The organism is Streptomyces sp. bgisy100, from assembly GCF_057709105.1.
In genome coordinates, this window is record NZ_JBYITE010000052.1 from 33,652 (window position 1) to 46,606 (window position 12,955).

Genomic DNA, 12,955 nt, shown 5'->3' on the forward strand with positions numbered 1-12,955 from the left:
ATTCTTGAAGGCGCTCAAATGAGTGACGTCTGAGCTTCGTACTTTCGATCTGGTGGCGGACGAGTGGTTACAGCCGCATGACGGCCGAGTGGACGTACTCACATGCCTTCGATCTGGGTACGCTCCCGGCCGTCAGGGCAGCCGTCCGCGAGGAGTCGAGTCCCGTGCCGGAAACAGAAGATCAGCAGAAGTTCGTCTACGACTTCACCGAGGGCAACAAGGGCCTCAAGGACCTGCTCGGCGGGAAGGGGGCCAACCTCGCCGAGATGACCAACCTCGGTCTCCCGGTGCCTCCGGGCTTCACCATCACCACCGAGGCCTGCAAGGTCTACCTCGACAGCGGCAGTGAGCCCCCGGCGCTGCGGGACGAGGTGAGCGCCCACCTCGAGGCGCTCGAGCAGAACATGGGCAAGAAGCTCGGCCAGCCGGACGACCCGCTGCTGGTGTCCGTACGTTCCGGTGCCAAGTTCTCCATGCCCGGCATGATGGACACGGTCCTCAACATCGGCCTCTCCGACGAGTCGGTGAGCGGGCTCGCCGCGCAGGCCGGGGACGAGCGGTTCGCCTGGGACTCGTACCGGCGGCTCATCCAGATGTTCGGCAAGACCGTGCTCGGCGTCGACGGCGACCTCTTCGAGGAGGCCATCGAGGAGGCCAAGCAGGCCAAGGGTGTGAAGGTCGACGTCGACCTCGACTCCGCCGACCTCCAGCGGCTCGTCGAGCAGTTCAAGGGCATCGTCGCCAAGGAGACCGGCCGCGAGTTCCCGCAGGAGCCGCGCGAGCAGATGGACCTCGCCGTGCGGGCCGTCTTCGAGTCCTGGAACACCGACCGCGCCAAGCTCTACCGCCGTCAGGAGCGCATCCCCGGCGACCTGGGCACCGCGGTCAACATCTGCTCCATGGTCTTCGGCAACCTCGGCCCGGACTCGGGCACCGGCGTCGCCTTCACCCGCGACCCGGCCAGCGGCCACCAGGGCGTCTACGGCGACTACCTGCAGAACGCGCAGGGCGAGGACGTCGTCGCCGGTATCCGCAACACCGTGCCGCTGGCCGATCTGGAGCGGATCGACAAGGCGTCGTACGACCAGCTGATGCAGATCATGGAAACCCTCGAGACGCACTACAAGGACCTGTGCGACATCGAGTTCACCATTGAGCGCGGTCAGCTGTGGATGCTGCAGACCCGGGTCGGCAAGCGCACCGCGGGTGCCGCCTTCCGGATCGCCACCCAGCTCGTGGACCAGGGGCTGATCGACGAGGCCGAGGCGCTGCAGCGGGTCAACGGCGCCCAGCTCGCCCAGCTGATGTTCCCCCGGTTCGACGAGAACGCGAAGACCGAGAAGATCGGCCGCGGCATCGCCGCCTCCCCGGGCGCGGCCGTCGGCAAGGCGGTCTTCGACTCCTACACCGCGGTCAAGTGGTCCCGCTCCGGTGAGAAGGTCATTCTCATCCGCCGGGAGACCAACCCCGACGACCTCAACGGCATGATCGCCGCCGAGGGCATCCTGACCTCGCGCGGCGGCAAGACCTCGCACGCGGCCGTCGTCGCCCGCGGCATGGGCAAGACCTGTGTCTGCGGTGCCGAGGAACTCGAGGTCGACACCAAGCGGCGGCGGATGACCGCGCCCGGCGGCGTGGTGATCGAGGAGGGCGACGTCGTCTCCATCGACGGCTCCTCCGGCAAGGTCTACCTCGGTACGGTGCCGGTCGTGCCGTCCCCGGTCGTCGAGTACTTCGAGGGCCGGATGCACGCCGGTGCCGAGGACGCGGACGAGCTGGTCAAGGCCGTCCACCGGATCATGGCCTACGCGGACCGGGTACGCCGGCTGCGGGTACGGGCCAACGCCGACAACGCCGAGGACGCCTCGCGGGCCCGCCGCTTCGGCGCCCAGGGCATCGGGCTCTGCCGCACCGAGCACATGTTCCTCGGTGAGCGCCGCGAGATGGTCGAGCGGCTGATCCTGGCGGACGCCGAGGACGAGCGCGACGAGGCGCTGGGCTCCCTGCTGCCGTTGCAGCGCGACGACTTCGTCGAGCTGTTCGAGTCGATGGACGGGCTGCCGGTCACCGTGCGGCTGCTCGACCCGCCGCTGCACGAGTTCCTGCCGGACATCACCGAGCTGTCCGTCCGGGTCGCCCTCGCCGAGTCCCGCAAGGACCCGAACGAGAACGACCTGCGGCTGCTCCAGGCCGTCCACAAGCTGCACGAGCAGAACCCGATGCTGGGTCTGCGCGGTGTGCGGCTCGGCCTGGTCATCCCGGGGCTGTTCGCCATGCAGGTGCGGGCCATCGCCGAGGCCGCGGCCCTGCGCAAGAACGCCAAGGGCGACCCGCGGGCCGAGATCATGATCCCGCTGGTCGGCACGGTGCAGGAGCTGGAGATCGTGCGCGACGAGGCCGAGCAGGTCATCGCCGAGGTGGAGGCCGCGACCGGCACCGACCTCAAGCTGACCCTCGGCACCATGATCGAGCTGCCGCGGGCCGCGCTGACCGCCGGCCAGATCGCGGAGGCCGCCGAGTTCTTCTCCTTCGGCACCAACGACCTCACCCAGACCGTGTGGGGCTTCTCCCGCGACGACGTGGAGGCGAGCTTCTTCACCGCGTACCTGGAGAAGGGCATCTTCGGCGTCAGCCCGTTCGAGACCATCGACCGGGACGGTGTCGGCTCGCTGGTCCGGAACGCCGTCGAGGCCGGCCGGGCGACCCGTCCCGACCTCAAGCTCGGCGTCTGCGGCGAGCACGGCGGTGACCCGGACTCGGTCCACTTCTTCCACGAGGCGGGCCTGGACTACGTCTCCTGTTCGCCGTTCCGGATCCCGGTGGCGCGTCTCGAGGCGGGCCGTGCGGCCGCCGAGAGCGAGGGCAGCGACCACCGCTGAGAAGTGGCGGGGCGACGGTCGGCGCCTCGCCACGCACGCCGGAGCACCCGCCGGGACTCACCCTCGACCCGGCGGCTTCGGCACCTGAATGGGGCGGCACCTTGTGCGGAGGTGCCGCCCCCGTTCCTTTCCGGCCCGCACTCCCTCCGGACCGCGGCACACCTGACGTCGGTCGGATGCCCGATGGGCTGTGCGGCACGATCCTGATCGGGCCTCGATGGCGAGAGCCCGGCGATGTGTCCGCCGGCGGCCACGGACGAGCGCTACACGCTGATGTTCAGCAGGCGCGCTTCGTTCCGGTAGGCCGTGGGCGACATGCCGTAGGCGGACGTGAAGACGCGGGTGAAGTCGGAGGCGCGGGGGAAGCCCCAGCGGGCGGCGACGGCGTAGACGGGTGTGTGGCACAGCGAGGCGTCGGCGAGGTCGTGGCGTGCCCGTTCGAGTCGCTGGTGGCGGATCCAGCCGGCGACGGTGAGCTGCTCCTCCTGGAAGAGGCGGTGCAGGTAGCTGCGGGAAATGTGGTGGGCGGCCGCGACGGTGCGGGGGGTGAGGCCGGGGTCGGAGAGGTGCTGGTGGATGAAGGTTTTGATGCGCAGGGTCAGGTTGCGGCGCTGGGTCTCCGGTTCGAGGGTGCGCTCGGCGTCGAGGACGTGGGCGAAGAGGGCGAAGAGCAGATCGGTGGCGACCGTGCCCAGCCGTGGCCCGTCGGTGGGGTGATAGGAGCCGGCGTCGTCCCAGATCCGGGTGAGAAAGGTGGCGAGTATGCCTCCGAGCCCGTCCCGCCCGGGAATCCGCCGGTTGAGGAGCCGGCTGATGCCCGTTGCCGGCAGCGGCAGCAGGTGACGCGGAATGAAGGCATCCGTGCTCAGGACGCGCTCCCGGCCGTCTTCGGCGCGTGCCTCCATGAGGTAGGGGCGCGAGGTGTCGAGGAGCGTCATGTCATGGGCTCCGTAGTGCACTTCGCGCCCGTGCAGGGTCAGTGTCCTGCTGCCGCGGAGGACCAGTGACAGGTGGAACATCTCCGGATCGGAACGCCGGATCAGTTTCCGGGTGCGGCGGAGCGTCATCCGGGGGTGCTCGGCCCTCCACAGGCGTACGGCGCCCAGCTGCAGGATGCGCAGTGACGCGGGGAAGTCGGCTGCCCGTCCGCTGAGAATCTCCGCGGGCGCGTCGTTCTCGGACAGGACTTCCCGCCAGTAGTCGAACCGGTCCTCCGGAGCCACGTCCCGGGTGCAGAATCCCTTCTCGGTCAGCATGGCTCGGTCCCCCCGTGGCCGGCCGGCCGATCGGTGGTGGGCCCGTCGGCGCCCACCGCCGCCGGCTTCCTGTCGTCGGTTCCGCTCTTCGTCCATGTGCCGCGCACTGTTGGCTGGTTCGTTCGCATGGTCTCGTTCCCCCGTTTCGAAGGGAGGGGTGGCGCGGTACCGTGCCGCGGACGCCCCCTCCTGACGCTCCTGCTCCCGTACGGGTCTCGACGCAGGCACGTCGGGCCCGCACGACCGCGACGGATCGCCTTTGCGCGCCCTCCGCCGCGCACCATACGGAAGCGTATGGATGTCCATACGGTAGCGTATGGCGTCATGGTGCACCGCAAGAATCAGCCATCCCGTGAGAGTGGCCGACTGGCTGCTCAGGACTGGGTCGACGCAGCCCTGACGGCCATCGGTGAGGGCGGCCTGAGGGCTGTCGCGGTCGAGCCGCTCGCCAAGCGCCTGGGGGCCACGAAGGGCAGTTTCTACTGGCACTTCCCCAACCGGGACGCGCTGATCGAGGCCGCGCTCAGCCATTGGGAAGAGACGAATACGGAACACGTGATCGCTGTGGTGGAACCGGAGACGGACCCGAAGCGGCGGCTGCGCAGTCTGTTCAAAGCGGTCCCTGCGGCGGCGACCACCGGGGATCCGATCGAAGTCACGCTGCTGACGTCGATCTCACACCCTCAAGTGGCCGCTGTACTGCGACGGGTGACCGAGCGCCGGATCGCGTTCGTCACCCAGATCTTCACCGATCTCGGTTTTCCCGCCGACGAGGCGCACCGTCGCGGCGTGCTGGTCTACACCGCGCACCTCGGTCAGATCCAGCTCATCCATGCGGTCCCGCAGGCCCTGCCCTCCGATGTCGAGGGTCAGCGCCGTTATCTCGACACCCTGCTCCGGACCCTTACCAGCAAAGGCTGAGCACGAGGGCGGGGCGTCGGGGTGAACGGCGCCGCCCCGGAGTCCGGCGCTCCGTCGCCCGGCGCGCTGCTCGGCATGTGCCCGGCCTCTCCGGGCCGGTGTGAGTCCTTCGAGCCGCGGAGCGCGGGCCGCCGTCATGCGAGCCGATACTCACGAGCCGTCCTGCCCCGGAGTTGTCCATGGCGCGCTCGGATGATTTCCGGGCCGGAGAAGGTGCCTCAATCGCCATTCCGGGCCCGGGCGCCTGTCGCGCGAAAATCGGCCCGTCTCCCGGTGTGAATGATTTCGCTCGGACAGGCAGGGCCGTTGGCGTACTTGTCGAAGCTTCTTGTGCGGCGTTCCGGGGGATACCGGCAACCCCTCTGCGGCGGTGGAGACTTCTGCAGGATCGGTGGAACGACCGCCTTGCAAATGAGCATGGGACGCATGCGGCAGCGCTGTCGTGGGTGGCCGGTGTGCGGCTGGTTCGTCATGCGTGAAGGTGTCGACGCGTCCGGAGGGGCCCGCGTCCCGAGGGTGCCCTGTCGCGGACGGCTGCCAGGTGGTCGACCCGCGGTCCGGGCGGGCTCGTATGCACCGGACCGCAGGCCGTAACCCCTGCCGAGCGCGAGGCGGTACCCAAAGCCGCCCGGAAGCGAACCGCCGCACTGCCCCCACAACAGTCCCATCGGCGGCTTCCGTGTGCCCGACGGGGTCCAGCATTTCGGTAGCGGCCGGAGGCCCGCGACCCGTTTCAACTGTGGCTTAAACGGCGTGGTAACCGACAGTGCTGGAGTGCATACTCGGTGACCGGGACAAAGGCGGGGGCCACTTGTGGGGGTTTGGTGCTACGCATCCATTTCACCGGGCTTGATCTCGCCCGGGTCCGGATAGCCGCACGTCCGGACGCGCTATGGGAATCCGTCCTCAGTTTTCACCGACTACGCGACAAGCAAGGGCCAACGGTTTACGGACCGTGGCGTTGTGAAGCGCGATCCAGGTTGAATGGTGAAACACGCCTGCTCTCTTCCCTGGTGCCGTCGCGCGGTTATTTCCCCGACTTCCTGACGCCTCCGGAAGGGGTGCTCGGAGTGGAGCCGGCGATCGAGGCGCTGCGCGAGACACCGGCGCCGCGGCTGCAGCGCGAGCTGTCGCTGCTCGGCACGGCGCGCACCCGGCCGGGCTGGCTGCGCGAGCTCGCCGACGGCGACAGCGGGGCGCTGGGCCGGCTCATCGGCGCCCTGCGCAGCTACCACCGGGCCGCCATCGCCCCGTACTGGCCGCACATACGGGCCCGGATCGAGGCCGACCGGGCGGCGCGCGGCCGGGCGCTGCTGGACGGCGGCACCGACCGGCTGCTGGCGTCGCTGCCCGGGACCATGCGCTGGCGCTCCCCGGTGCTGGAGTCGGACTATCCGGTCGACCGGGACCTGTACCTCGGCGGCCGGGGGCTGTTGCTGCTGCCGTCGTTCTTCTGCCGCAGGACCCCGGTGACGTTCCACGACCGGGATCTGACGCCGGTGCTGGTCTACCCGGTGGAGCACACCGAGGAGTCGGTGCCGACGAAGCCGGTGCGCAGCTGCGCGGGGGACGTCGGCTCGCTCGGCAAGCTGGTGGGCCACACCCGGTCCGCGGTGCTGCGGACCATCGGCCACGGCTGTACGACCGGGGAACTCGCCCGCAGGGTCGGGGTGTCGGCCGCGTCGGCCAGCCAGCATGCGAGCGTGCTGCGGGAGGCCGGGCTGGTCGTCACCCTGCGGCACGGCGGCGCGGTGCTGCACACCCTGACGCCGCTGGGCGCCGCCCTGCTGCGGGGCGGCGCCGCCGTGGTGCCGTCGCCGTCGGAGCTCGCGGAGGTGTCGGCCGCGGCGGGCGGGGCCAGTTCCTGAGGGGCGGTGCCTGAGGGGCAGGTGCCTGAGCAGGCAGGGCCCGCTTCGCGGCAGGGCGACCGCCCGGACGGGGGCCCGGCCGGTGGCGCGACGATGCCGGCACGTGGGGCCGGGACCGCCCGTGCCGGTGTCCGCCCGTCCACCGCTCGTACCGGCAGGCACCGGCACGGGCCACGGAACTTTCGTCCAAGACAGGACTGTCGGCGTCGGCGAGGGTAGCGGCATGCGCAGCTACGACGTGGGGATCTCCGACCCCCTGGACCACGATGCCGAGAACGGCTGGGAGGCCGTCCACCCCCTCGGGGGCACGACTCTCGACGGCGTCCGGATGGCCGGGTTCCGCAACCGTACCGTTGCCGGACTGGACATGCAGGTGCTCCCGCAGCCCGCCGTGATCGTCGTCATCGGGCTCGGGGACGAGCCGTTCACCGTGGAACGAGCCGCCGGGCGCGTGCCGTTGAGGAGCCTTGTCGCCACGCTGTCGCCCGGTCCGGCCCGGATCCGCGGCGAGGGTGCCGAGTGCGTCGAGATGCGCTTGTCACCCCGAGCCGCTCATGCGCTGCTGGGTGTCCCGCTGTGCGAACTGGACGGGTCCATCGCCGGGCTCGACGACCTGTGGGGGCGGCGGCATGTGGGGCGCCTCCACGAGCAGCTGACCGACGTCGCGACATGGCAGGAACGCCTCGTGCTGGTGGACGAGTTCCTCACGCGGCGGGTGGATCCGGCACCGTCGATGTCACCTGAGGTCGCCGCCGCCTGGGACGGCATCGTGGCCCATCGGGGCCGGATCCGGGTCGGTGACCTCGCCGCGTCCTGCGGCTGGAGCCGCAAGCGGCTGTGGTCCAGGTTCAGTGCCCAGATCGGCCTCACCCCCAAGCGCGCCGCCATGCTGGTCCGCTTCGACCACGCCGCCCGGGCGCTCTGCGCGGGCGAGAGCGCCGCCGACGTGGCCCTGGCGTGCGGATACGTCGACCAGCCTCATCTCCATCGCGACGTCCTGGCCTTCGCCGGATGCACGCCGGGCGACCTGGCCGGAAGGGCGACGACCGCCGGCCGGCCTCTGGAATCACCGGAGTGGCCCCTGGGATCACCGGAGTGACAGCGAGGCGCGCGGGCGGGCAGGCCGGTTCGTGCACCGGCCCGGCATCAGCACGTCCACCTCACCGAGCACATCCAACACCGAGCACATCCAACACCGAGCACATCCGACACCGAGCACATCCGACAAGAAGGAAGACACCTGTGGTGAACACCGATGTCCGAGCACCGGGCATGGCCGATCGCGACCTGATCGTCCGGCTGGTCTTCGGGAGCATGGCCGCGCAAACCCTGCGCGCGGCGGTCCGGTTGCGCGTGACGGAACTGATCGGCGAGACACCGCGCCGGGCCGCCGACGTGGCCGCCGACGCCGGGGCCGAGCCCCAGCCCATGACCCGGCTGTTGCGCGCCCTGGCCGGTCTCGGCCTGCTGAGGGAAGACACCCCCGGCTCCTTCGCGGTGACCCCCGCGGGCGCACTCCTCGACCCCGGCCGCCCCGGCTCGCTCGTCTCCCTGGTGCGGATGTTCACCGAGCCGGCGGTGCTGCGTGCCTGGGAGCACCTGGACGACAGTGTCCGCACCGGAGACCTCGCGTTCGACGCCGTCTTCGGCACGGACTTCTTCAGCCACCTCGGCCGGAACCCCGAGCTCTCCGCGGAGTTCAACGCGGCGATGAGCCAGGCCACCGGAGAAACCGCCGCCGCGCTGCCGTACGCCTTCGACTTCGGCCGTTTCGGCACGGTCGCGGACATCGGCGGCGGCGACGGAACCCTCCTGGCCGCCCTGCTCGAGGCGCATCCCGGTCTCATCGGTGTCCTCTACGACACGGCGGAGGGCCTGGCGCAGGCGCCGAGGACGCTGGAGCGGCACGGGCTGGAGGGACGCTGTTCCCTGGTCGCCGGGGACTTCTTCCGTTCGGTTCCGCAGGGCGCGGACCTCTTTCTGCTGAAGAGCGTCCTGCACGACTGGCGGGACGACCAGGCGGTCACGATCCTGAGCCACTGCCGCGAGGCGCTGCCGCCCGGCGGCCGCGTAGTGATCGTGGAACCCGTGCTTCCCGACGCCGTCGGCACCCCCGCCGTCGACACCGGAGCCGGGCCCGGTGCCGGCGGCGGGGTGACTTATCTGAGCGACCTCAACATGCTGGTGAACGTGGGGGGCAGGGAGCGCACCCGCGGGGACTTCGAGGACGTGTGCCGCCGCGGGGGCCTGGCCGTCGTCTCGGTCACCCCGCTCGCGGGGGCCGCACCGTTCTCCCTCATCGAGGCCGTGGCCGACTGACCTCGGCCGCCGGTGCGGCCCCCGCGTCCGCGTCGGGCCGGGGGCTACGTCCGGAACGGGCCGGTGACCTCGTAGGTGATGCCGGCCGATGAACTGCCGCTCGTGCCGCGCTGGCTGGAGAAGTAGAGCCGCCGCCCGTCGGGGGAGAAGGCCGGGCCGGTGATCTCGGAGGCGGACTGGCCGCTGATCCGCAGGAACGGCGCGACGACGTCGTCCGGGGTGATGACGCAGATCTCCATGGTGCCGCCGTCCTCGGCGACGAAGAGGTCGCCGGAGGAGGTGCCGGTGATGTTGTCCACGCCGGTCAGCGGGGCGTCCGTGCCCACGACCAGGGAGTCGTCGTAGGCCAGTTGGTAGGTGCCGGCCGCCAGGTCGAGCTGCCAGACCCGGTTGTCGCCCTTGGTGGTGAACCAGACGGTGTCGTTGGCGTAGTGGCACCCCTCGCCGCCGTTGAACCGCTTGGCGCCGGAGACCTGGTTCCGGGTGACGGTGGGGGAACCGTCCGGGTCGGGCACGGTCGCCCAGCTGAACGAACCGGACGTCGCGGAACCGGCCTTGAGCACCTGGAGGGTGCCGCTGGACAGGTCGCCCCAGGTGTCCGGGGTGAAGCGGTAGAAGCAGCCGTCGGTCTCGTCCTCGGTGAGGTAGACCGTCCGGCGCACCGGGTCGGCGGCGGCCGCCTCGTGCTTGAAGCGGCCCATCGCGTCGCGGCGCCGGGCCGGCTGCACGCCCCACGGGTCCGTCTCGTGGACGTAGCCCAGGCTGACCTCCTCGCAGGACAGCCAGGTGTTCCACGGCGTTCTGCCGCCCGCGCAGTTCTGCCGCGTGCCGGAGAGGATGCGGCGGGCGCCGGTGACGGTGCCCGCCGCGCTGAAGCTGACGGCGCTCGCGCCGCCGCCGGGGTTGATCTCCGAGTTGGAGACGTAGATCCAGCCCGTGCCGTCGGCGAAGCAGGCGCCGCCGTCGGGTGCGCTGTGCCAGGTGTACGAGGTGCCCGGGACGGTCTGTCCCGACCGGGCGATCACCCGGCTGCTGAATCCGCCGGGCAGGTGGATGCCGTTCGCGTCGGCCGCGCCCAGGGCGCCGTAGGGGCCGGGGCCGGGCTGTGCGGGGGCCGCGTAGGCGGCTCCCCGCATCAGGGTGCCGCCGAAGGCCGCGGCCGAGGTGCCGATGACTGCTCCACGCAGGAAAGTACGACGTTCCACTGTCACTCACCGCCAGTTGTGTGACCACCCAGTGGCCGGACGGCGCACGGAGTCACGCGCCACCGGACGATAGGAGCGGGCCGTGACCGGGGTGACAACGAGTGGTGAAGCGGCAGTGCTCTTTGACCGGCGGACGGGGGAGGGGTGGGGGACAGGCCCGCCGGGGCGTGCCGTGCAGGCTTCCCGGCGGCCCGGCATGCATGCTGGGCACTGCCTACGCCGCGCCTTGGGAGACGCGTATGAAATGGCTGGTCTCACTGCTCGGAGCGGGGCTGGTCATGGCCGCCTTGCGAGACGTATTCCATACGCTGTGGCACCCGACCCGCCACGGCGCCCTGAGTCGGCACGTCATGGCCGCGCTGTGGAAACTGTCCCAGCGGCTTCCTTTCCGGAAACGGGCAGCGGGGCTGGCCGGTCCGCTCGCCATGGTGACCGTGGTGGCCATGTGGGCGGGTGCCGTTGTCGTGGGATGGGCGCTGATCTACTGGCCCCATCTGCCGGAGTCCTTCTCGTTCGCCACCGGCCTGGAGCCGGACGAGCACCACGGGCCGGTGGACGCCCTCTACATCTCGCTGGTCACCGTGGCGACCCTGGGGCTCGGCGACATCGCCCCGACCGAGCCGTGGCTCCGCATCGTCGCCCCGCTCGAAGCACTCGTCGGCTTCGCGCTCCTCACAGCGACGGTCTCCTGGGTTCTGGAGATCTACCCGGCACTCGGCCGCAGACGAGCCGTGGCTTTGCGGCTGTCCCAACTGCAGCGCAATGATCCAGGGCCGCCGCAGCTCGACTCGTCACTCGGAGCACGCATCCTGGACGGCCTTGCCGAACGGCTGGCGGCGGTATCCGTCGACCTGCTTCAGTACGCCGAGTCCTACTACTTCCACGAGGGGTATGACCGGACGTCCCTGGCCGCAAGCATCCTGTATGCCGACGAACTCGCCGAACGGGGCAGAAGCGCCCGGAATCCCGAGGTACGACTCGCGGCGGCTCTGCTCACCACCGCACTCGCGGACCTCGCCGCCGTCCTCGACGAACGCTTCCTCCACTGTGGCGGCACTCCTCGCGACACCTTCCGGGCTTATGCGACGGATCACGGCAGGAACGGCGGGTGATGCACAGAGGTGGAACCTGAGAGCCGCAGCCCTCGATCGTCACTGCCCGGATACGGCAGCCTGGGCCCACTGGCACCGTGCTGCTGGGCGGCATCCGCTCCATCGCCGACGTCACCAGGGGGACGCCGGTCCCTGCCCGGCGGCCATCCAAGCCGCTCCACCGGGCGGGGACCGGCCTCACCGCCCCCGCTCTACCGCTCCAGCGCCGCGTACGCCACCCCGGTCAGCCGCTCGGAGGCGCCCCAGAGCTGCTCGCCCGCCAGGTCGTTGCGGGTCCACGAGGCGCGTCGGGCGGGGCCCGGTGCGCCGCGCCAGTGCAGGCGGGGGCCGATGTAGGAGTCCTGGCGCACCCCGGGAGCGGTGGCGGCGTACAGGGAGGGCAGGGCACCGCTCTCGGCGGGCTGGGCCAGCAGCCGGTTGCCGGCGGCCACGATCTTCTCGGCCGCCCGGCGGCCCTCCATGCGCACCCCCGCGGTCTGTAGATTGGTGGAGGCGTAGCCGGGGTGTGCGGCGGCGGCCGTCACCGGGGCGTGCGCGCGGGTCAGCCGTCGTGCCAGCTCGTGCACGAACAGCAGGTTGGCGCTCTTGGACCGCGCGTACGCCACCCAGCGGTGGTAACCGCGCTCGCTGTTGAGGTCGCGCGGGTCGATGTTGGACAGGACGTGCAGCCCGCTGGAGACCGTCACGATCCGCGCGCCCGCGGGCGCCGCGAGCAGCTTGGGCAGGAGCAGGCCGGTCAGGGCGAAGTGCCCCAGGTGGTTCACCCCGAACTGCATCTCGAAGCCGTCGATGGTCCGCCGGTGCGGCAGGGCCATCACTCCCGCGTTGTTGATCAGCAGGTCGAGCCGGGCGCGCTCGAAGGACCGGGCGAAGTCGTGCACGGAGGAGAGGTCCGCGAGGTCGAGCGGGGCGAACTGCACGTCGGCGTCCGCGACTTCGCTCCGGATGAGGGCCTCGGCCTCCTTGCCGCGCGTGGCGTCCCGGCAGGCGAGCACCACATGGGCTCCTCGGCGGGCGAGCTCGCGGGCGGTCACGTAGCCGAGGCCGCTGTTGGCGCCGGTCACCACGGCGGTGCGCCCGGTCTGATCCGGAATGTCGTTCGGGGTCCAGCCCGTCATGACCGGTCTCCTCCTCGCCTCGTCGCCGGAGGGCGCCGCCGACCCGTCCGATGCCGTGCTGTCGCCGCTTCGTCCGAGGGCGTTACCCGCGAGTCAGCCTAGGCGCGGCCGTGCCGTTGCGCGAGGGGCGGCACGGCGGGTTCCGGTGCTCCCGCGCGGGCCGGAACCCCAGGGGCGCCGGCGTTCCCACCGGCCCCATGGTGTCCCGGCCCGTCCCCCCCCGAACCCGCGGCCCGGGCGGTGGGCCGGGCCGGGGGGGGGACACCCGGGACACCAG

9 protein-coding genes are annotated in these 12,955 nt (G+C 71.1%); 6 read left to right on the forward strand and 3 right to left on the reverse strand.

The features are described from left to right. Positions 1–164 precede the first annotated feature (164 nt). Positions 165–2,879, forward strand: a complete 2,715-nt coding sequence (gene ppdK / locus AC3EQ1_RS26595; RefSeq protein ID WP_432096866.1) for a pyruvate, phosphate dikinase — start codon at positions 165–167, stop codon at positions 2,877–2,879. 263 nt (positions 2,880–3,142) lie between these two features. On the opposite strand, the gene AC3EQ1_RS26600 is transcribed toward ppdK, so the two are convergent. Then, positions 3,143–4,135, reverse strand: a complete 993-nt coding sequence (locus AC3EQ1_RS26600; RefSeq protein ID WP_432096867.1) for a helix-turn-helix domain-containing protein — start codon at positions 4,133–4,135, stop codon at positions 3,143–3,145. Positions 4,136–4,459: 324 nt separating this feature from the next. On the opposite strand from AC3EQ1_RS26600, the gene AC3EQ1_RS26605 reads away from it, so the two are divergent. From AC3EQ1_RS26605 to AC3EQ1_RS26620, 4 genes are all read left to right on the forward strand, one after another. Further along, positions 4,460–5,056 carry a TetR/AcrR family transcriptional regulator gene (locus AC3EQ1_RS26605; RefSeq protein ID WP_432096868.1) on the forward strand — a complete coding sequence of 199 codons (597 nt, stop codon included), beginning with the start codon at positions 4,460–4,462 and terminating at the stop codon, positions 5,054–5,056. Between the two features lie 824 nt (positions 5,057–5,880). Beyond that, the gene (locus AC3EQ1_RS26610; protein ID WP_432096869.1) at positions 5,881–6,924 is read left to right on the forward strand and encodes a helix-turn-helix domain-containing protein; all 1,044 of its coding nucleotides are present in this window, start codon (positions 5,881–5,883) and stop codon (positions 6,922–6,924) included. Positions 6,925–7,147: 223 nt separating this feature from the next. Beyond that, entirely contained in the window at positions 7,148–8,023 is an 876-nt protein-coding gene (locus AC3EQ1_RS26615; protein ID WP_432096870.1) for a helix-turn-helix domain-containing protein, read from the forward strand. Between the two features lie 143 nt (positions 8,024–8,166). Beyond that, complete coding sequence (locus AC3EQ1_RS26620) at positions 8,167–9,243, forward strand: methyltransferase (RefSeq protein ID WP_432096871.1); 1,077 nt, start codon at positions 8,167–8,169, stop codon at positions 9,241–9,243. Between the two features lie 44 nt (positions 9,244–9,287). On the opposite strand, the gene AC3EQ1_RS26625 is transcribed toward AC3EQ1_RS26620, so the two are convergent. After that, positions 9,288–10,448, reverse strand: coding sequence for an alkaline phosphatase PhoX (locus AC3EQ1_RS26625; protein ID WP_432096872.1), 1,161 nt, complete (start codon positions 10,446–10,448; stop codon positions 9,288–9,290). 239 nt (positions 10,449–10,687) lie between these two features. Here AC3EQ1_RS26625 and AC3EQ1_RS26630 point away from each other — a divergent pair, with 239 nt between their 5' ends. After that, positions 10,688–11,560, forward strand: a complete 873-nt coding sequence (locus tag AC3EQ1_RS26630) for a potassium channel family protein (RefSeq protein ID WP_432096873.1) — start codon at positions 10,688–10,690, stop codon at positions 11,558–11,560. A 191-nt stretch (positions 11,561–11,751) separates the two neighbouring features. On the opposite strand, the gene AC3EQ1_RS26635 is transcribed toward AC3EQ1_RS26630, so the two are convergent. After that, positions 11,752–12,678: an oxidoreductase gene (locus AC3EQ1_RS26635; RefSeq protein WP_432096874.1), complete on the reverse strand. Its 927-nt coding sequence runs from the start codon at positions 12,676–12,678 to the stop codon at positions 11,752–11,754. Between the last annotated feature and the right edge of the window lie 277 nt (positions 12,679–12,955).